At 71.4% G+C, this 20,598-nt stretch carries 13 protein-coding genes; 7 read left to right on the top strand and 6 right to left on the bottom strand.

Annotated features, from left to right (window positions below; translation table 11 throughout):
* Nucleotides 1–55: 55 nt before the first annotated feature.
* The gene (locus tag ACWGKU_RS20240; protein ID WP_452179786.1) at nucleotides 56–814 is read left to right on the top strand and encodes a hypothetical protein; all 759 of its coding nucleotides are present in this window, start codon (nucleotides 56–58) and stop codon (nucleotides 812–814) included.
* A 24-nt stretch (nucleotides 815–838) separates the two neighbouring features.
* Here ACWGKU_RS20240 and ACWGKU_RS20235 read toward each other — a convergent pair whose 3' ends face one another.
* Nucleotides 839–1,159, bottom strand: a complete 321-nt coding sequence (locus ACWGKU_RS20235) for a hypothetical protein (protein WP_452179787.1) — start codon at nucleotides 1,157–1,159, stop codon at nucleotides 839–841.
* Nucleotides 1,160–1,521: 362 nt separating this feature from the next.
* On the opposite strand from ACWGKU_RS20235, the gene ACWGKU_RS20230 reads away from it, so the two are divergent.
* From ACWGKU_RS20230 to ACWGKU_RS20220, 3 genes are all read left to right on the top strand, one after another.
* Nucleotides 1,522–1,851: a hypothetical protein gene (locus tag ACWGKU_RS20230; RefSeq protein WP_452179788.1), complete on the top strand. Its 330-nt coding sequence runs from the start codon at nucleotides 1,522–1,524 to the stop codon at nucleotides 1,849–1,851.
* A 697-nt stretch (nucleotides 1,852–2,548) separates the two neighbouring features.
* Nucleotides 2,549–4,699 carry a 4-alpha-glucanotransferase gene (gene malQ, locus ACWGKU_RS20225; RefSeq protein ID WP_452179789.1) on the top strand — a complete coding sequence of 717 codons (2,151 nt, stop codon included), beginning with the start codon at nucleotides 2,549–2,551 and terminating at the stop codon, nucleotides 4,697–4,699.
* Between the two features lie 20 nt (nucleotides 4,700–4,719).
* The gene (locus ACWGKU_RS20220; protein ID WP_359910926.1) at nucleotides 4,720–4,950 is read left to right on the top strand and encodes a hypothetical protein; all 231 of its coding nucleotides are present in this window, start codon (nucleotides 4,720–4,722) and stop codon (nucleotides 4,948–4,950) included.
* Between the two features lie 122 nt (nucleotides 4,951–5,072).
* Here ACWGKU_RS20220 and pepN read toward each other — a convergent pair whose 3' ends face one another.
* Nucleotides 5,073–7,652: an aminopeptidase N gene (gene pepN / locus ACWGKU_RS20215; protein ID WP_401044480.1), complete on the bottom strand. Its 2,580-nt coding sequence runs from the start codon at nucleotides 7,650–7,652 to the stop codon at nucleotides 5,073–5,075.
* A 225-nt stretch (nucleotides 7,653–7,877) separates the two neighbouring features.
* Nucleotides 7,878–9,683 (bottom strand): outer membrane protein assembly factor BamB family protein, encoded by a 1,806-nt coding sequence (locus tag ACWGKU_RS20210; RefSeq protein ID WP_452179790.1) that lies wholly within the window; start codon nucleotides 9,681–9,683, stop codon nucleotides 7,878–7,880.
* Nucleotides 9,684–10,023: 340 nt separating this feature from the next.
* On the opposite strand from ACWGKU_RS20210, the gene ACWGKU_RS20205 reads away from it, so the two are divergent.
* The 3 genes from ACWGKU_RS20205 to ACWGKU_RS20195 all read left to right on the top strand — a co-directional run bounded on the left by ACWGKU_RS20205 (nucleotide 10,024) and on the right by ACWGKU_RS20195 (nucleotide 15,112).
* The gene (locus tag ACWGKU_RS20205; protein ID WP_359910917.1) at nucleotides 10,024–11,202 is read left to right on the top strand and encodes an ROK family transcriptional regulator; all 1,179 of its coding nucleotides are present in this window, start codon (nucleotides 10,024–10,026) and stop codon (nucleotides 11,200–11,202) included.
* Nucleotides 11,203–11,531: 329 nt separating this feature from the next.
* Complete coding sequence (gene dxs, locus ACWGKU_RS20200; protein WP_401051069.1) at nucleotides 11,532–13,436, top strand: 1-deoxy-D-xylulose-5-phosphate synthase; 1,905 nt, start codon at nucleotides 11,532–11,534, stop codon at nucleotides 13,434–13,436.
* 149 nt (nucleotides 13,437–13,585) lie between these two features.
* Complete coding sequence (locus tag ACWGKU_RS20195) at nucleotides 13,586–15,112, top strand: ArnT family glycosyltransferase (protein ID WP_401051071.1); 1,527 nt, start codon at nucleotides 13,586–13,588, stop codon at nucleotides 15,110–15,112.
* Between the two features lie 246 nt (nucleotides 15,113–15,358).
* Here the strand turns inward: ACWGKU_RS20195 and ACWGKU_RS20190 are convergent, their stop codons facing one another.
* The 3 genes from ACWGKU_RS20190 to ACWGKU_RS20180 form a co-directional block, all read right to left on the bottom strand.
* A complete protein-coding gene (locus tag ACWGKU_RS20190) occupies nucleotides 15,359–17,506 on the bottom strand; it encodes a 3-hydroxyacyl-CoA dehydrogenase NAD-binding domain-containing protein (RefSeq protein WP_401053072.1) in 2,148 nt (715 codons plus the stop codon).
* 2 nt (nucleotides 17,507–17,508) lie between these two features.
* A complete protein-coding gene (locus ACWGKU_RS20185) occupies nucleotides 17,509–18,753 on the bottom strand; it encodes a thiolase family protein (protein ID WP_359910906.1) in 1,245 nt (414 codons plus the stop codon).
* Between the two features lie 307 nt (nucleotides 18,754–19,060).
* Complete coding sequence (locus ACWGKU_RS20180; RefSeq protein WP_452179791.1) at nucleotides 19,061–20,305, bottom strand: HRDC domain-containing protein; 1,245 nt, start codon at nucleotides 20,303–20,305, stop codon at nucleotides 19,061–19,063.
* Between the last annotated feature and the right edge of the window lie 293 nt (nucleotides 20,306–20,598).

Raw genomic sequence — 20,598 nt, 5'->3', positions numbered from 1 at the left:
CGCGGCCCAGTTGCCGCGCCTTGGCTGCTTTCCTACAGGCCACTATGCTGGCCTTATGGACATGAACGGCGATAAGTTGAATCCATGCGCGATCATCGATCTCACCGACTGGGCTGAGCTGGAGAATGCCGACGGGTCGGCCTTCCCGGTTACTCCGACTAAGCTGCACGACTTGACGTCGGGTGACTTTTCCAAAGTAACGAGTTCACTCAACCACCTGTATGACGCTCTCCTCAACGACGGAGTCGTCTACTCTGCGACCGCGCCGGCTTTCAGGTATGTCGCCGCACTTTTGGGCGACCGCGAAAGTCAAGCCGCACTCACTCCTTCATGGGATGGGGAAAAATTCCCACTCCGAGGCAAGCTCCTTTCATGGCTGGCCGATGTGGCCTTCGATGTCAGCATTGAGCAGGAGCAGCGCATTCGAGAGTGGGGGGAATATTCGCCGACCGAGCCATTTCCCGATTTCTTGAACATCAGGAGTATCTACCCGGAAGCTTTTCCGGGCGTCGCCTCATACTTTGATGACTCTGATCCGAGAGTGGTTGAGGCGGCTCTTGTCGCGGCCGTTCGATTTCTGGAGTCCCCGGCATTGGCGATGCACCGCAGGAGGTTGACTTCTTTGCTGGAGAACGTTCTAGCGCAAAGCTCCAGCGAACGGCATAGAAGTTTGGCCTCCGAGGCGTTGGCGTCTTGGGAGCAAGGGCGCATGTTGATGGAACCCCTTACCGATCCACTCCCCTCCGACGGGCGCGGGAAGGATCATCACAATTCGCACGGCAAACGGGGATCAGTTGACGAGCCGCCGTTTTAGTGGGCGTGCCCGGACTCGGCCGGCTCAGCCCACGAAGTCCCGTACCCCTTGGGACACCGCGTCGTCGCCGAGGAAGTCCTTGTGTTCCAGACACCCTGCCAGGACGTTCGTCGCGCCCGCGAGCGGGACGCTGTCGTCCGGGTTGGTGATCTCTTCGCAGTTGGACCAGAACGTCGCGTAGGAGGCCGCGCCCGGGGTCTCGTCGCCCTCGGCCAGGCCGTCCTGGACGTAGAAACCGGGGGTCATGTCGCGGCAGCCATGGTCCCACAGTGCGCAGGCCCAGGCCGTCGGCAAGGTCGTCGCGACCGACGAGCAGACGGGCGAGACCCAGGTCGGGACGGTCATGGCCGAGATCAAGGGCGAGGGCCTTAAGCACCTGGTCAAGCTCACGGCCGACACGGACGGACCTGCGGGCTCGGCCAAATCCGAGATCACGGCCACGGAAGGCCACCCCTTCTGGGTTCCGTTCATTCGCAAGTGGGGTTGGAAGACGGCTATGCGAAGATTCCGATCTTCATCATCAAGAACACGCAGATCGAATAGATGATTTGAGCATCTGGGCTGTCGAAGTTACTCGACCGGCCTGCAGGCGCTTCAGTTCGGCCGGCCGGGGTTAACTCCGGCCGGCTGCTGGATTATTTTGATGAATATTTTGGCGAGGTGCGGCTCTCTGGGGTGCACACCTTCTTATGCAATGGGGAGTCGGGATGTCTGGTTGGCGACAGGTTGGGATCTCCCTTTGGGAGATAGCGGTGGGTAGTAGGGCGGCGGTTGCCATGTTTGCGAAGACTGTGGATCAGGAGCCGTTTAGTGATCTCTCCTTTGAATATCCCGAAGATGAGGATGGGCTTGGGTTTGCGATAGTGGAGCTCTCCTCGGGAGCGCTTGTCGCCGTGATTGATGATCCGGGAAATCTGATTAAGGGTGCGGTTTTGTATCGCGTTGGGGATGTTGATGATCAAATTGTTCTCCAAGATTTCATGAATGATTTCGAGATTAGTATTTCGGATGTCAAATGGGTGTCGGGCGGTCGATGATGTGAGGCGGATGGGTGAATATGCGGTCGAGGTGCAATTCAAGTCGGTCGATGATGAGCTGGGCCCGCGTAGCTATGAAAGCAAGGGCTGCGTCACCTTCTGCGTTGTCGTTTGTGGGTAGGCGGGAAGTCCTGCTTGCTGGTATGGGATCAAGCTGCAAAATTTGGCCGGGTGTTTTTGGGTAGGGCGAGAATTCATGCTGGGTGGGGAAGGGTGCTGTAACGTCGTGCTGGCTGGAATTATGGTGAGCCGAAGGATCGCTGCGGTTGCCGATTGGTGATCTCATTTCCGTCGCCGCCTAGCTGGACATGGCCGCCACCCAAGGCCGTTGGTCCGGTTGCGAGCTGGACGACCTCATCAGGTGCGATGAGAGGCCGATCGGTTGGAAGAGGTCGTTGGGTCGCCTGGCAGGTGCTGGAGGCCGTACCTGGCAAGGGGGGTGGAATTCTGGGCTCCAGAAGCTCAGGGCCGTGCTGGATGTCGAGGTGGAGGGCGTCGCGGACTTCGCTCGTCGGCGGGGTGTCGCGGTGGAGCTCCACCGGGTCGGCGATCCTCAGACGCCGGTCTACGGCGGTTCGCTTTGAGCTGTGCGGGTTCCGTCCGGCACCGTCGTGTCGCGCTGGGTGATCGTGGTGTCACGCGGGTAGGACTGTGGCTGTCCTGACCGGGCGTTGCCGAGACATCGCAGGAGCCGCGAGTGGCCGCTTACCACGACAGTGACGGAGCCGAGCAGGTGCCGGCGCAGGACGCTCCGCCGCCGCCCGCCGAACTGGTGGCGCTGGCGCAGGCGTACGGGGTGGACACCCGGTATCCGGGGGCCGGCGGGCAGACGGTGGGGGCGCGGACGCTGGTCGCGGTGCTGGGGGCGATGGGGGTGGTGGCCGGGACGCCGCAGGAGGCGCGGGAGGCGCTGGAGCGTCACCGGGCGGAGCAGCGCGCCCGGTTGCTGCCGCCGTGCGTGGTGGTGCGGCAGGGGAGGCGGGCGGCGCTGGACGTGCCGGCGGACGCCCTGCTGCGGGTGGAGCTGGAGGACGGGGGCAGCTGGGAGCTGCCGCGGGGGCACTCGCACTGGGTGCCGGGAGACCTGCCGCCGGGGCGTCATGTGCTCACGGCGCGGAGCGGCGAACGGACGGCGCGGGCCGCGCTGATCGTCGTCCCCGAGCGGCTGCCGCAGCTGCCCGGCCGCAGCTGGGGGTTCCTCGCCCAGCTGTACTCGGTGCTGTCCGAGCGCTCCTGGGGCATGGGCGACCTCGGCGACCTGGTCGAGCTGGCCCGGTGGGCGGGGGCCGGGCTGGGCGCGGGCTTCGTGCAGATCAATCCGCTGCACCAGGCCCTGCCCGGCGCCCCCTCCGACCCGTCCCCGTACCGCCCGTCCTCGCGCCGCTTCGCGGACCCGGTGCACCTGCGGGTCGAGGAGGTCCCCGAGTACGCGTACCTGGGCGGCGGGCAGCGTGACCAGGCCGAGGAGCTGGCCCGGCGCGCCGCCCGGCTGCGCGAGGAGGTCCTCGGCCACGACGCGCTGATCGACCGGGACGCCGTCTGGCAACTCAAGCGCGAGGCCCTGGAGCTGCTGCACGAGGTGCCGCGCGGCCCCGGCCGCCAGGCCGAGTACGAGGCGTACCTGCGCCGTGAGGGCGAGTGGCTGCGCCGGCACGCCCTGTGGAACGCCCTCGCCGAGGAGCACGGCCCGGACCGGCAGCACTGGCCGAAGGGCCTGCGTCACCCGGACGGCCCCCAGGTCGAGCAGGCGGAGAAGGAGCTCGCGGAGCGGGTCGAGTTCCACCGCTGGCTCGCCTGGCAGGTCGACCAGCAGCTCGCCCACGCCCAGCGGGCGGCCCGTGAGGCCGGCATGCCGGTCGGTCTGATCCACGACCTGGCCGTGGGCGTCCATCCGGACGGCGCGGACGCCTGGGCGCTGCAGGACGTGCTGGCCGACGGCATCTCGGTCGGTGCCCCGCCGGACGCCTTCAACGCCCACGGCCAGGACTGGGGCCTGCCGCCCTGGCGCCCGGACGCGCTCGCCGAGGCCGGCTACGCCCCGTTCGCGGAGCTGCTGCGGGCCACCGCCCGGCACGCCGGGGCGCTGCGGATCGACCATGTCATGGGCCTGTTCCGGCTCTGGTGGGTGCCGAAGGGCCATCCGCCGACCGAGGGCGCGTACGTGCGCTACGACGCGGAGGCGATGCTCGGGGTGCTGGCGCTGGAGGCGCACCGGGCCGGTACGGCGGTGATCGGCGAGGACCTCGGCACGGTGGAGCCGGGCGTGCGGGAGGAGCTGGCGGAGCGCGGGGTGCTGGGCACGTCCGTCCTCTGGTTCGAGCGGGACTGGCAGGCCGGCGGGGCGATCCTCGGCCCGGACCGCTGGCGGCCTGGCTGCCTGGCCACCCTCACCACCCACGACCTGCCCAGCACCGCGGCCCGGCTCTCCGGCGAGCACGTCGAGCTGCGGCACCGGCTGGGCCTGCTGGCCCGGCCGCTGGGGGAGGAGCAGGAGCAGGCGGCGGCGGAGCTGGCGGACTGGCGGGCCGAGCTGGCCGGGCTGGGGCTGCTCGGCCCGGACGAGCCGCTGACGATGCCCGTGCTGTACCGCTTCCTGCGGGCCACCCCGGCGGAGCTGGTCGGGGTCTGGCTGCCGGACCTGGTCGGCGACCCGCGCCCGCAGAACCTGCCCGGCACCTGGGACCAGTACCCGAACTGGCGCCTGCCGGTCGCCGACGGCTCCGGCGGGCCGGTCACCCTGGAACGCCTCGCCACCGCCCCCGCCGCCGGGCTGCTGGCCCAGCTCCTCGCCCTGCCCGACTTCCCGCCCGACTCCGTCAGGCGGACCCCGACGCGCGCCGTCCCGTAAGCGGCGGGTAAGTTGGAAACGTGGACAAGAGGAACGCTTTGCGAGCCGGCGCGGTCTGCGCAACGGTCACGCTGATGATGCTGCTGTCGTCGCCCGCCATGGCCTTCACCAGGGACGACGGTGACGACCCGGGTTCCGGCCTGAGTGTCGGTGAGACCATCGGCCTGTACGTGGTGGTCCCGCTCGTCTCCTTCGCGATCATCGCCGCTCTGGCCGCTCTGCCGTACGGCAGCAAGGCCAAGAAGAACTAACTCCTCGTAGAGGCGACCGCCGCGTCCACCAGGACGGGCACGACGTCCACCAGGACCCGCACGACCCCGAAGGGGCGCCGGACGATCCCGTCCGGCGCCCCTTCGGGCTTATCCGCGCACCGTCAGCGGGCCCCCGCCGCACGGTCGGCGTCCTGGGCCTTGAGGGCGCGCTCGACGCCCGCCCGCGCCTCGACGACCTGGCGCCGCAGCGACGGCGCCGGCTCGGCCGAGGCCAGCCACGCGTCCGTGGCCTCCAGGGTCGCGGCCGTCACCTGCAGGGCCGGGTACAGCCCGACGATGATCTGCTGCGAGATCTCGTGGCTGCGGCTCTCCCAGACGCCCTTGACCGCCGCGAAGTACTTCGCCGCGTACGGTGCGAGCAGCTCGCGCTGGTCGGACTGCTGGAAGCCGGCGATGACGGCCTCCTGCACATAGTTCGTCAGCTTGTCGGACTCCACCACCGACGCCCAGGCCTGCGCCTTGGCCTCGGCGGTCGGCCGGGCGGCGCGGCAGGTGGCCGCGTGCTCCTGGCCGGCCGCGGTGTTGTCCCGCTCCAGCTCGGCGGCGATGGCGGCCTCGTCGGCCCGCCCGGTGGCGGCGAGGCGCACCAGCAGGGTCCAGCGCAGCTCGGTGTCGACCGCGAGGCCCTTGATCTCGACCGAGCCGTCCAGCAGCCCGGCGAGCAGGCCCAGCTGACCGTCCGTACGGGCGACCGAGGCGAGGGCGCGGGCCCAGGCCAGCTGGTGGTCGCTGCCGGGCTCGGCGGCGCGCAGGTGCTCCTCCGCGGCGGCGGCCCAGCGGTCGAGGCCCTGCTCGCGCCACCGCGGGTCGGTGTAGGCGTCGAGGGCGAGCTTGACCTGGCGGTGCACGGACTGCACCACACCGATGTCGCTCTCGCGCCCGATGCCGGACAGCGCCAGCGCCAGGTAGTCGCGGGCGGCCAGCTCGCCGTCGCGGGTCATGTCCCAGGCGGAGGCCCAGCACAGCGCGCGCGGCAGCGAGTCGGCGAAGCCGCCGAGGTGCTCGGTGACGACGGCCAGCGAGTCCTCGTCGAGCCGGATCTTGGCGTACGAGAGGTCGTCGTCGTTCAGCAGCACGACGGCCGGGCGGTGGCGGCCGACCAGCTCCGGCACCTCGGTGCGCGGGCCGTCGACGTCCAGCTCGATCCGGTCGGTGCGCACCAGCGCGTCGCCGTTCAGCTCGTACAGGCCGATCGCGATGCGGTGCGGCCGCAGCACGGCCTCGCCCTTGGCGCCGGCGGGCAGCGCGGGGGCCTCCTGGAGCACCGCGAAGGACTCGATGTCGCCGTCGGTGTTCACCGTGATCGAGGGCCGCAGCACGTTGATGCCGGCGGTCTCCAGCCAGGCCTTGGACCAGGCCTTGAGGTCGCGGCCGCTGGCCTCCTCCAGGGCGCCGAGCAGGTCGCTGAGCCGGGTGTTGCCCCAGGCGTGGCGCTTGAAGTACGCCCGCACGCCCTGGAAGAAGGCGTCCTGGCCGACGTACGCCACCAGCTGCTTGAGCACCGAGGCGCCCTTGGCGTAGGTGATGCCGTCGAAGTTGACCTGGACGTCCTCCAGGTCGTTGATCTCCGCCATGATCGGGTGGGTGGACGGCAGCTGGTCCTGCCGGTACGCCCAGGTCTTCATCTGGTTGGCGAAGGTGGTCCAGGAGTGCGGCCACTTGGAGCCGGGGGCCTCGGCCTGGCAGACCGCCTCGGCGTAGGTCGCGAAGGACTCGTTCAGCCAGAGGTCGTTCCACCACTCCATGGTGACGAGGTCGCCGAACCACATGTGGGCGAGCTCGTGCAGGATCGTCGCGGCGCGGGCCTCGTAGGCGGCGTCGGTGACCTTGGAGCGGAACACGTACTGGTCGCGCAGGGTGACGGCACCCGCGTTCTCCATCGCGCCGGCGTTGAACTCCGGGACGAAGAGCTGGTCGTACTTGGCGAACGGGTACGGGAAGTCGAACTTCTCCTGGAAGAAGTCGAAGCCCTGCTTGGTGACCTCGAAGACGGCCTCCGGGTCCAGGAACTCGCGCAGCGAGGGCCGGCAGTAGACGCCCAGCGGCACCTTCTGCTCGCCGTTCTCGTAGGTGTCGAAGACCCCGACGTACGGGCCGGCGACGAGCGCGGTGATGTAGCTGGAGATCCGGCCGGTGGGCTCGAAGGTCCAGACCCGGGTGTCGCCCTCGCCGACCGGCTCCGGGGTCGGCGAGTTGGAGACCACGACCCAGCCGTTCGGCGCGGTCACGGTGAACGCGAACGCGGCCTTCAGGTCGGGCTGCTCGAAGTTGGCGAAGACCCGGCGGGCGTCCGGTACCTCGAACTGGGTGTACAGGTAGGTCTCGCCGTCGACCGGGTCGACGAACCGGTGCAGGCCCTCACCGGTGTTGGTGTACTCGCAGGTCGCGACGACCCGCAGCTCGTTCTCGGCCGCCAGGCCCGGCAGCGGGATGCGGCTGTCGGCGAAGCTCGCCGGGTCGAGCCGCACGCCGTTGAGGACGACCTCCTCGACGCTCGGGGCGACGAGGTCGATGAAGGTCTCCGCGCCGGGGGTGGTGGCGGTGAACCGGACCACGGTGGTGGACCGGAAGGTACCGCCTTCACGGGCCGAACCGAGGTCGAGCTCGATGTCGTACGCGTCCACGTGGAGGAGGTCGGCCCGGGTGCGGGCCTCCTCACGGGTCAGGTTTGTGCCGGGCACTCGCTGCACTCCTTTGTCAGACTGATGCTCCGAATCCTCGCACGTCCAACGGACGGGGCGGCCGAAAAATCGCGGGCGGGGCGGGCCCGGGCGATCAGCCCGTTCCCGCCCCGCCCGCGTGGCCCGCGACGAGGGGTCATGCCCCGGTCGTCACCCGGTCGTCACCCCGGTCCACCCGGTCCACCCGGGTCGTCGGCCGGTCGCCGGTCGGTCGTCGGCCCGGCGTCACTTCTTCCACTTGGTCAGCGGACCGTCGCTGGCGCTGAAGCGGCGGAACGCGTAGACCGCGGCGCCGTCGTCCGAGATCAGGTACTCGGAGCTGCTGCTGCCGATGCCCATGCTGCTCGGCATGGTCATGGTGCCGAGGTCGGACAGCGAGCCGTCGGTCGGCGAGAGCGTCACCAGCCGGGCCGGCTTGTTGTAGCCCTGGTCGACGACCGCGCGGACCTTGCCGTCCTTGTCGGTCCCGGCCACCAGGCGCATGTCGTTGCTCGTCGAGCCGGAGGTGGCCGCCCACAGCCGCTTGCCAGTGGTCAGGTCGTAGGCGTTGATGCCCGGCTTGCCGCCGCTGACCTGGACGTACAGCGTGGTGCCGCTGACCACGTTGCGGGTGAGGGCCTCGTCCTGGCCGGAGAGGCGCAGGCTGTCCGAACCGGGCTCCTTGACGGACATCTGGTTGCCCGGCTTGTTGTCCTTGTCGAACGGCAGGATGTAGTCGCCCTGCGGGCCGCTGGACATCAGCAGCACCAGCGGCTTGTCCTGGACGACCGAGTCGACCTGCTCGATGCTGCCGGTGAGGGTGATCGGGGCGCTGGTCGGCTTGCCCGTCTCGGCGTTGACGACGACCAGCTGCGACTTCGGGCCGGTGGTGCCGTAGCAGCGGTCGCTGACCGCGATCTGGACGCCGGCCGCCTTGCCGCGCACCGAGCAGTCCTTGTCGCGCGGCTGGAACTGCCAGGCCGGCTGGCCGTTGGCGATGTTCAGGGCGCCGACCATGTTGCCGCCGACGGCAACCACGTTCTCGGTGACGCTGAGGGTCGGCGAGGACATCCGGTCGGCCGAGACCTTGACGCTCCAGAGCAACTTGCCCTGGGTCAGGTCGACGGCGCCGACGGTGGAGCAGTCGCTGTCACCGGTGTTGAAGGAGACGGCGGCGACGCCCTTGGAGTTGGCGCCGTAGGAGGCGGTGCACATCTCCTTGCTGCCGGCCGGGACGGGGATGGTCCAGGCCTCCTTGCCGTCGGTCAGGTTGTAGGCCTTGATGCCGGAACCGTCGACGCGCACGGCGAGCTTGTCGGTGCCCCAGACACCGAGCAGCTGGGTCGAGGTGTCCGCGCCGGCCGGCTTGGGGACGCTCCAGGCGACGTTGAAGCTGCCGCCCTTGGGCCCGGGGCCGGGGGTCGGGCCGTTGCTGGTCCCGCCGTTGTCGGTGGTGCCGCCGTTGTCGGCGGCGACCGGGCCCGGGGCCGGATCGGGCTCGGGCTTGGGGTCCTTGAGCAGGACGACCAGGGCGACCACGATCGAGATCGCCAGCACACCGCCGATGATCCCGCCCCACAGCATCACGGGGTTGCGCTGCTTGGGAGGGACGGGCGCGACGGGGTAGCTGTACCCGGGCTGCTGCTGCGGGTAGTTGTAGCCGCCGGTGTTGTAGGCCTGCCCGGCGTCCGGGGCGCCGTACGGGGAACCGGGGACCGGGTCGTACGGGCCGAGCGGGGCGGCGCCGGGCGGCGGCGGGGCCTGGCTGGGGAATCCGGTCGCGGTCGGCGCGTACGCCGCGTACTCCGGGTTGCCGGCGGGCGGCTGCGCGGGCGGTGCCGGCGGTTGGGCGGGCGGCGGGCCCGCGGGCGCGACCGGGCCCGGGACGGCCGCGCCGTCGAGCTGCGTCATCTGGTCCGCGACGGCGGCCGGATCCACACCGCCGCCCGGCGGGCGCCCGAACGAGACGCCCCGGTTGTCCTGCGGACCGTTGCCGGGCGTTTCGCCTGCCCCCGGCGTAGGGTGATCCCCTGCCATCTGATTCCCCGTCATGTCTGGAAGCGTCCCCTTGCCGGTGCCGTCCACGGCTCCGGTGGGACGGGTGAGAATTGGGCACCATGCTAGTGGTGTGTCGTTTTCGGCCGCCGCCAGGACGGCCGATCCCCGTCTCCGCAGGTCCAGGCCTCGCAACACCTTCACCCCCCGATCACCGCGCCCCCACGCCCGCGCCCCGGCGCTCCGGTCCGCGCCGGTCGGCCGCCGTCCGCGCCCGGGGCCCCGTCCGCCCCGGCCGGGACCACCGGCCGGGACCCCTGCCCGGGCCCCGGGCCGTACCCTTCAGGAGTTGAAGGGGACGCCCGGCGGAGGGGTCCCCGCCCTGGGAGGGTGGATCATGTCGACGGACACACCGGGCTCGCAGTCGTCGCTGCACCGGGCGAACCTGGAACGGGTGCTCCGCGCGGTGCGGATGGCCGGCTCGCTGACCCAGGCCGAGATCGCCCGCGGCACCGGACTGTCCGCGGCCACCGTGTCCAACATCGTGCGGGAGTTGAAGGAGAGCGGCACCGTCGTGGTCGCCGACACCTCCTCCGGCGGCCGCCGCGCGCGCAGCGTCTCGCTCAGCGGGGACGCCGGCATCGTGGTCGGCATCGACTTCGGCCACACCCACCTGCGCGTCGCGGTCGGCAACCTGGCCCACCGGGTGCTGGCCGAGGAGAGCGCCCCGATCGACGTCGACGTCTCCGCCCAGCAGGGCTTCGACCGCGCCGAGGCGATGGTCGAGCGACTGCTGGCGCAGGCCGGGTTCCGCCCCGACAAGGTGATCGGCGTCGGCCTCGGCGTGCCCGGCCCCATCGACGTGGAGACCGGCGCGCTCGGCTCCACCGCGATCCTGCCCGGCTGGACGGGCATCGCCCCGGGCCGGGAGCTGACCGAGCGGCTCGGCATGCCGGTGCACGTGGACAACGACGCCAACCTGGGCGCGCTCGGCGAGCTGGTCTGGGGCGCCGGCCGCGGGCTGAGCGACCTCGCCTACATCAAGGTCGCCAGCGGCGTCGGCGCCGGGCTGGTGGTGAACGGGCAGATCTACCGCGGGCCGGGCGGCACCGCGGGTGAGATCGGGCACATCACCCTGGACGAGGCCGGGCCGGTCTGCCGCTGCGGCAACCGCGGCTGCCTGGAGACCTTCGTCGGTTCCCGCTACCTGCTCTCGCTGCTCGTCCCCACCCTCGGCCCGGACCTCAGCCTGCCCCGGGTGGTCGAGCTGGCCCAGCAGGGCGACCTCGGCTGCCGCCGGGTGATCGCCGACGCGGGCCGGCAGATCGGCACCGGCGTCGCCACCCTGTGCAACCTGCTCAACCCGCGCCGGGTGATCCTCGGCGGGGACCTCGCCGAGGCCGGCGAGCTGGTGCTCGCCCCGATCCGCGACTCGGTGGCCCGCTACGCGATCCCGAGCGCCGCCCGGCAGCTCTCGGTCGTCCCCGGCACGCTCGGCGGCCGGGCCGAGGTGCTCGGGGCGCTGGCCCTGGTGATGAGCGAGATGGGGGAGTCCGGCGCGCTCGGCCGCGCCTGACGCCGCCGGCCGGCGCACCGCGGCCGGCGCACCGCAGACGGGGGCGTCCTGAACGTCCCGTCCCGAACGTCCCGTCCCGGACGGTCGACTCCGCCCGGATAAGCATGGTCGAACGCCAGTGCGTCAATCCGGCATGACCCGCCTCCCCCGCCCGACCTCCCGGAATGGCGGTAACGAACGGTGGCACCGGGCGCGCCGCTCGGCGTCCGGGAGGCGGACATTAGACTCGACCGGTCGGCCCCGGCCGGGACCGCCGGCGTGGCACCGGACCGGGCAGCGACGCCCGTCGGACTTTCCGTGGTCCGCGAACACTGAACGAGGAGGAACGGGTGGCCCTGCTGACCCGCATTCGGGGACCGCGCGATCTCGACCGGCTCACGCCCGGACAGCTGGCCGCACTGGCCCAGGAGATCCGGACCTTCCTGGTGACCGAGGTCTCCAAGACGGGTGGCCACCTCGGGCCCAACCTCGGCGTGGTGGAGCTGACCATCGCGCTGCACCGGGTCTTCGACTCGCCGCGCGACCGCATCCTCTTCGACACCGGCCACCAGAGCTACGTCCACAAGCTGCTCACCGGCCGCCAGGACTTCTCCCGGCTGCGGATGAAGGGCGGCCTGTCCGGCTACCCGTCCCGCGCCGAGTCCGAGCACGACGTGATCGAGAACTCGCACGCCTCCACCGTCCTCTCCTACGCCGACGGCCTGGCCAAGGCCAACCAGATCCTGGGCAAGAACGACCCGGTCGTCGCCGTCATCGGTGACGGCGCGCTCACCGGCGGCATGGCCTGGGAGGCGCTGAACAACATCGCCGACGCCGAGGACCGCCCGCTCGTCATCGTCGTCAACGACAACGAGCGCTCGTACTCGCCGACCATCGGCGGCCTGGCCAACCACCTCGCCACCCTGCGCACCACCCAGGGCTACGAGCGGTTCCTGTCCTGGGGCAAGGACGCGCTCCAGCGCACCCCGGTGGTCGGCCAGCAGCTGTTCGAGACGCTGCACGGCGCCAAGAAGGGCCTCAAGGACTTCATCGCCCCGCAGGGCATGTTCGAGGACCTCGGCCTCAAGTACATCGGCCCGATCGACGGCCACGACATGACCGCCCTGGAGTCCGCGCTGACCAAGGCGCGCGGCTTCGGCGGCCCGGTGATCGTGCACTGCCTCACCGAGAAGGGCCGCGGCTACCACGCCGCCGAGAACAACGACGAGGACCGCTTCCACGCGGTCGGCAAGATCCACCCGGAGACCGGCCTGCCGATCCAGAGCGGCGGGCGGAGCTGGACCTCGGTCTTCGCCGAGGAGATGGTCGCGCTCGGCCACGAGCGCGAGGACATCGTCGGCATCACCGCCGCCATGCTCCACCCGGTGGGCCTGGCCCCGTTCGCCGAGGCCTTCCCGGACCGCATCTTCGACGTCGGCATCGCCGAGCAGCACGCCGTCACCAGCGCGGCCGGCCTGGCCACCAACGGCCTGCACCCGGTGTTCGCGGTCTACGCGACCTTCCTCAACCGGGCCTTCGACCAGGTGCTGATGGACGTCGCCCTGCACAGGCTGGGCGTCACCTTCGTCCTGGACCGGGCCGGCGTCACCGGTGACGACGGGGCCTCGCACAACGGCATGTGGGACATGTCGATGCTGCAGCTCATCCCGTCCCTGCGGCTGGCCGCCCCGCGCGACGCCGAGCAGGTCCGCGCCCAGCTGCGCGAGGCCGTCGAGGTCAAGGACGCCCCGACCGTGGTCCGCTACTCCAAGGGCACGGTCGGCCCGGCCGTCCCCGCGGTCGGCCGGATCGGCGGCATGGACGTGCTGCGCGCCGCCGAGGAGCCCTCCGGCGCCCACCGCGCCGACGTGCTGATCGTCTCGGTCGGTGCGATGGCCCCCACCAGCCTGGAGGTCGCCGACCTGCTGGCCGCCCGGGGCATCACCGCCACCGTGGTGGACCCGCGCTGGGTCAAGCCGGTGGACCGGGCCCTGCCGGGCCTGGCGGCCGAGCACCGGGTGGTCGTCACCATCGAGGACAACGGCCGGGTGGGCGGCGTCGGCGCGGCCGTGGCGCAGGCGCTGCGGGACGCGGACGTGGACCTGCCGGTGCGCGACTTCGGCATCCCGCAGGAGTTCCTGGACCACGCCAGCCGGGCCGAGATCCTGGCCGAGATCGGCCTGAACGCCCCGGACATCGCCCGAAAGGTGACGGCGCTGGTCGCCAAGCTGGACGCGGCGCCGGTCGAGGCCTGACCGGAGGCCGTCCGGGCGGAGCGGCCCCCGTTCCGTTGACGACCATTTGTCGTAACTCCGTAACAGTTCGTCACGGAACAAGCTGACAATCGCACTGAAAGGCGGGACCGGCGCCATCGGCGCCGATCCCGCCCGGTAGGTTGTCATCCGTGCCGACCCCCACCCGCCTCCGCCTCACCGGACTGGCCGAGCGCCTGCCCGAGCGCGTCCGTACCCGTCTGCTGACCGGGTACTGGACCAGGCTGGTGCCGGTGCTCGCGCTGGTCGCGCTGCTCACCCACATCCCCTCCTTCGCCCGGCCCGTCTGGAGCCCGGACGAGGGCTTCCTGGCGACCCAGGCCCGGATGCTGGCGGACGGCGGCGTGCTGTACGACACCGTGGTGGACCGCAAGCCCCCGCTGCTGCCCTGGCTCTACCAGGCCTGCTTCGCGGTCTTCGGCTCCGCCTCGCTCTGGCCGCTGCGCACCCTGGCGGTGGTGGCCCACCTGGTCACGGCGATCCTGCTGGCCTCGATCGCCCGCGGCCGCTGGGGCAACCGGGCCGGGGCCGGGGCCGGACTGCTCTACCTGCTGGTCTCCATCGGGCTCTCCCCGGAGGACACCCAGGCGGCGACCTTCGAGGTCTTCATGCTGCCCGCCATGGTGGCCGCCTTCCGGTACGCCGAACGGCGCCGCTGGCTGGCCGCGGGCATCGCGGTCGCCCTGTGCTCACTGACCAAGCAGACCGGCGGCGCGGTGCTGCTGCCGGTGCTCTGGATGCTCTTCCAGGACACCCGCCGGCGCGGGGTGCGCTGGCCGCCCGCGCTGTTCAAGATCGGGTTCGGCTTCACCCTGCCGATAGCGCTGGTCGCGGTGATCCTCACCAAGCCCAAGGGCTTCCTCTTCTGGGTGGTCACCGGCAGCGGCGACTACGCCTCCTTCGGCGGCGCCTGGCTCCAGATGCTCGGCCGGGCCCTCGGCAACTCGGCCATCCTGGTCGGGGCCGGCCTGGGCTTCCTGCTCCCGGTCGGGCGCAGGCTCTGGCTCAAGTACCGCCACCGCCCGCTGCCGGTGGCCGGCGAGGAGCACGGCTCGACCACCGACCTGTGGGTCTGGCTGCTCTCCTCGGTGGTCGCGGTCAGTGTGGGCTTCCACTTCTTCGGCCACTACTACCTCCAGCTGATGCCGCCGCTGGTGCTGCTGGGCACCGGGGCGATCGCCACCTCCGCGATCCGCTGGAAGCCCGTCCTGGCGTACACCACGGTCGCCGCCACGGTGTTCTGGAGCCTGGCGCTGGCCTGGCCGGGGGAGGGGCTCAACCGCACCACCGAGGTCGCCACCGCCGTCGCCGCCCAGACCACCCCCAAGGACACCGTGCTGGTCTGGGGCATGCACCCCGAGCTGTACTGGCTGGCCGACCGCAAGCCCGCCACCCGCTACCTGACGGCGGGCTTCCTCACCAACTACAGCGGCGGCAAGGACGGCAACCAGAACGTCGGCGAGCAGTTCAGCGTCGCCAACGCCTGGCAGACCTTCGACAAGGACCTCGCCAACGGCCTGCCCGAGGTCGTGGTCGACGACTCCGGCATCGCCCCGTACCAGCCGGTCATGATCCCCCGGATGGAGAACCTGCTGGACACCCACTACGAGATGGTCGGCGTCTTCGCCGACACCGTGGTCTACCGCCTCAAGCACTGAGACGCCCGCGTCCGGGCCGGCGGGCGGCAGCGCCGTCCACACCCGTTCCGCGCGGCAACGCCGTCCACACCCGTTCCGCGCGGCAACGCCGTACACACCCCTTCCGGCGGCGGCGCCGTGCACAGCCCACGTTCCGGCGGCGACCCCGTACACAGCCCGTGCTTGGGCGGCAACCCCGTACACACCGAGGAGCCCCGGTGACCACTGGTCACCGGGGCTCCTCCGTGTTCCGGGTACGGGCCGTGCCTAGGCGGGCACCGAGGCCACGCCGGGGGCGAGGAAGGTCTTGCCGTTCACCCGCTCCGAGACGCCCTCACGGTCCAGGTACGGGGTGATCCCGCCCAGGTGGAAGGGCCAGCCGGCACCGGTGATCATGCAGAGGTCGATGTCCTGCGCCTCGGCGACGACACCCTCCTCCAGCATCAGACCGATCTCCTGCGCCACGGCCTCCAGGGCGCGGGCGCGGACCTGCTCCTCGGTGAGCACCGAGTCGCCGAAGGACAGCAGCTCCAGCACCTCGGGGTCGAGGACCTGCTGCCCGTCCGTCCAGGTGTAGAAGCCGCGCTTGCCGGCCTTGACCACCTTGGCGAGGTTCTCGGAGACGGTGAACCGCTCCGGGAAGGCGCCGTGCAGGGTCTCCGAGACGTGCAGGGCGATGGCCGGGCCGACCAGCTCCAGCAGCACGATCGGGGACATCGGCAGGCCGAGCGGCTCGACGGCCTTCTCGACGTCGGCGATCGGGGTGCCCTCGTCGATGATGCCCTGGATCTCGCCCATGAAGCGGGTCAGGATCCGGTTCACCACGAACGCCGGGGCGTCCTTGCAGAGCACCGAGGTCTTCTTCAGCTTCTTCGACACGGCGAAGGCGGTGGCCAGCGCGGCGTCGTCGGTCCTGTCGCCGCGGACGATCTCCAGCAGCGGCAGGATCGCGACCGGGTTGAAGAAGTGGAAGCCGACGACCCGCTCGGGGTGCTTCAGCTTCGAGGCCATCTCGGTGACTGACAGCGAGGAGGTGTTGGTCGCCAGCACGCAGGTCGGCGAGACCACGTTCTCCAGGTCCGCGAAGACGGCCTGCTTGACGCCCATCTCCTCGAACACGGCCTCGATGACGAAGTCCGCGTCGCCGAAGGCGGCGGCCTTGTCCAGCGAGCCGGAGACCAGGCCCTTGAGGCGGTTGGCCTTGTCCTGGCTGATCCGGCCCTTGCCGAGCAGCTTGTCGATCTCGGCGTGGACGTAGCCGACGCCCTTGTCGACGCGCGCCTGGTCGATGTCGGTGAGGACCACCGGCACCTCCAGACGGCGGGCGAACAGCAGCGCCAGCTGCGAGGCCATCAGACCGGCGCCGACGACGCCGACCTTGGTGACCGGGCGGGCCAGCGACCTGTCCGGCGCGCCGACCGGGCGCTTGGCCCGGCGCTGCACCAGGTTGAAGGCGTAGATGCCGCTGCGCAGCTCGCCGCTCATGATGAGGTCGGCCAGGGCCGTGTCCTCGGCGTCGAAGCCGGCCTGCAGGCTCGCCTTGTCGGCGAGGTCGAAGTCCTTGGCGGCGGCGATGATGTCCAGCGCCCGGTACGCGGCCGGAGCGGCGCCGTGCACCTTGCCGTCGGCGACCATGCGGCCCCAGAGGACGGCGTCGTCCCAGGCCTTGCCGCGGTCGATCGCCTCGCGCTCGACGACGACGTCGCCCTTGAGGACCTTGGCGGCCCAGAGCAGCGACTGCTCCAGGAAGTCGGCCGGCTCGAAGATCGCGTCGGCGATCCCCAGCTCGAACACGTCCTTGCCCTTGAGCTGCTTGTTCTGGTTCATCGAGTTCTCGATGACGACCTTGACGGCCTTACCGGCACCCACCAGGTTCGGCAGGATGGTGCAGCCGCCCCAGCCGGGGACGAGGCCGAGGAAGACCTCGGGCAGCGAGAAGGCCGGGACGCCCGCCGACACCGTGCGGTAGTCGCAGTGCAGGCCGACCTCGACGCCGCCGCCCATCGCCGCGCCGTTGTAGAAGGCGAAGGTGGGGACGGGCAGCGAGGCGATCCGCTTGAAGACGTCGTGGCCGCCCTTGCCGATGGCCAGCGCGTCCGCGTGCTCCGTGAGCAGCTCGACGCCCTTGAGGTCGGCGCCGACCGCGAAGATGAACGGCTTGCCGGTGATCGCGGCACCGACGATCGTGCCCTCGGCGGCCTCGGCCTCGACCTGGTCCAGCGCCTCGTTCAGCTTGAGCAGCGAGCCCGGGCCGAAGGTGGTCGGCTTGGTGTGGTCGAAGCCGTTGTCCAGGGTGATCAGGGCCAGCCGGCCGGCCTGCAGCGGCAGGTCGAGGTGGCGGACGTGCGCGGTCGTGACGACCTCGCCCGGGAAGAGCTCGGCGCCGCGGGTCAGCAGCTCAGTGGTGTTGGCCATGGTCACTTACCACCCTCGACCTGAGACGACGTTTCCGCTCCGCTCCAATGCGGGTTCTCCCAGATGATCGTGCCGCCCATGCCGAAGCCGATGCACATCGTGGTGAGGCCGTAGCGGACCTCCGGGCGCTGCTCGAAGCGGCGGGCCAGCTGGTTCATCAGGCGCACGCCGGAGGAGGCCAGCGGGTGGCCGAAGGCGATCGCGCCGCCGTACGGGTTGACCCGCTCGTCGTCGTCCGCGATGCCGAAGTGGTCCAGGAAGGCCAGGACCTGGACGGCGAAGGCCTCGTTGACCTCGAAGGCCTGGATGTCGTCGATGGTCAGACCGGCCTTGGCCAGCGCCTTCTCGGTGGCCGGCACCGGGCCGACACCCATGACCTCGGGCTCGACGCCCGCGAAGGCGAACGAGACCAGGCGCATCTTCACCGGGAGGCCGAGCTCCTCGGCGACGTCCTCGGCGGCCAGCAGCGAGGCGGTGGCGCCGTCGTTCAGACCGGCCGAGTTGCCCGCGGTGATGTTGCCGTGCGGGCGGAACGGGGTCTTGAGGCCCGCCAGGTTCTCCATCGTGGTGCCCGGGCGCATCGGCTCGTCCACGGTGGCCAGGCCCCAGCCGGTCTCGCCGACCTCGGGGTTGGTGTTGCGGATCGTGATCGGCACCAGGTCGGGCTGGATGTCGCCGTTGGCGTACGCCTTGGCGGCCTTCTCCTGCGAGCGCACGGCGTAGGCGTCGCAGCGCTCCTTGGTCAGGTGCGGGAACCGGTCGTGCAGGTTCTCCGCGGTCATGCCCATGAACAGGGCGGACTCGTCGACCAGCTTCTCGGAGACGAAGCGCGGGTTCGGGTCGACGCCCTCGCCCATGGGGTGGCGGCCCATGTGCTCGACGCCGCCGGCCACGACCACGTCGTACGCGCCGAAGGCGATGCCGCCCGCGGTGGCGGTCACGGCGGTCAGCGCGCCGGCGCACATGCGGTCGATCGAGTAGCCGGGCACGGACTTCGGCAGGCCGGACAGCAGGGCGGCGGTGCGCCCGATGGTCAGACCCTGGTCGCCGATCTGCGTGGTGGCCGCGACGGCGACCTCGTCGATGCGCTCGACGGGCAGGTTCGGGTTACGGCGCACGAGCTCCCGGATGCACTTGACGACCAGGTCGTCGGCGCGCGTCTCGTGGTAGATGCCCTTCGGGCCGGCCTTGCCGAACGGGGTGCGGACGCCATCGACGAAGACGACGTCCCTCGCGGTACGAGGCACGGGGGCTCTCCTCCCAGGGACCAACATTTAGGTGGGCGGGCTGCCGCCGTCGAAGACCCGAGCGGCGCCGCATCACGGCCATGCTACCCGCCGGTAACCAACCTGCCCAGGCCCCTCGGAGGGATCTGACCATGTGTCTCCCGACACGTTCCCCGGCCGTCCGACCAGGAGCGCCGGTTCCCGGGGACGACGAAGGGGATGTCGCCCGTACGGACGACATCCCCTTCCCGTGTTGCCGGATCGGCCCGGACCGCGACCGGCCCCGCGCGGCCGTCGGCCCCGGGCCCCGACCGGCTCCGCGCCGTGATCAGTCCTGGGCGACGACCGCCGCGGCGAAGGCGGCGGCCACCGCCGGCGCCACCAGGTCCACCTGCCACTGCCGGGCGCCGAGCCCGCGCAGTGCGGCGGCCACGCCCTCCGGGCCCGGGTCGGCCGGCGGCTGCCAGGAGACCCGCCGGACCAGGTCCGGGGTGATCAGGTTCTCGGCCGGCAGGTGGTGGCGCTCGGCCAGCTCGCTGATCGCGCTGCGCGCGCCGGAGAGCCGGGCGGCGGCCACCGGGTCCTTCTCGGCCCAGGCCCGCGGCGGCGGCGGTCCCTCGTGCGGCGCGGTGGCCGGCGGCAGCAGGTTCTCCGGGGTCTCCCGGCCGCGCTGCACGGCCGCCAGCCACTGCTCCAGCTGGCGCCGGTGCACCCGGGGGCCGAAGCCCTGGACGGCCTGCAGGGAGGCGATGTTCAGCGGCATGGCCAGTGCGGCGTTGACGATCGCCGCGTCCGCGAGCACCCGGCCGGGGGAGACGTCGCGGTCCTGCGCCATCCGGTCGCGGGCGAGCCACATCTCGCGCACCACGGCCAGCTGACGGCGGCGGCGGACCTTGTGCAGCTGGGAGGTGCGGCGCCACGGGTCGGTGCGCGGGGCCGGGCGGGGCGCGGCGGCGATCGAGGCGAACTCCTCCATCGCCCAGCCGAGCTTGCCCTGGGCGTCCAGCTCCCGTTCGAGTGCGTCGCGCAGCTCGACCAGCACCTCGACGTCCAGAGCGGCGTAGCGCAGCCACGGCTCGGGCAGCGGGCGGGTGGACCAGTCGACCGCGGAGTGCTCCTTGGCGAGGCTCAGCCCGAGCACGTTCTCGGTCATCGGCCCGAGGCCGACCCGGGCGAAGCCGGCGATCCGCCCGGCCAGCTCGGTGTCGAAGAGGCGCCGGGGTCTCATGCCGACCTCGGCGAGGCAGGGCAGGTCCTGGCTGGCCGCGTGGACCACCCATTCGGCGTCCTCGACGGCCCGGCCGAGCGCACTGAGGTCCGGGCAGGCGATCGGGTCGATCAGGGCGGAGCCGGAACCCTCGCGGCGCAGCTGGATGAGGTAGGCGCGCTGCCCGTAGCGGTAGCCGGAGGCCCGTTCGGCATCGACGGCCACCGGTCCGGTGCCCCCGGCGAAGGCGGCGACGACGGCGGCCAGCGCCCGGTCGTCCGCCACCACGGGTGGGATCCCGTCCTTCGGTTCGAGGAGCGGGACCGGGGCTGCTTCTTCTGGGATGGCTGCTACGGCGTCGGTCACCCCCCAAGGGTACGACGGTCCTCACGGCCGGGAGTGTTGTCGGACTGGTCAGACTGTTGATCGCCGAGGGATCGCGGGGCGGGCGGCACAGGACCGCGCGGGGGCCGTACGGGGCTTCGCGGGGGCGCCGTGGGGGTGACACGGGGGGACGGTGCGAAGGCCCGGCCGCCCGCCCGTCCCCGGGCGGGCGGCGCGCGCCGGGAGGCCGGGGGCCTCACGGCGGGGGCGGGGGCGGGGAGGGTGGGAGAGGCCCGCCCCCCGCGGGGGGGGGGCCGGCGAGGGTGGGTGTTTGT

This window comes from Kitasatospora sp. NPDC054768 (genome assembly GCF_053612025.1).
This window is presented reverse-complemented; position numbering and strand designations above follow the sequence as displayed.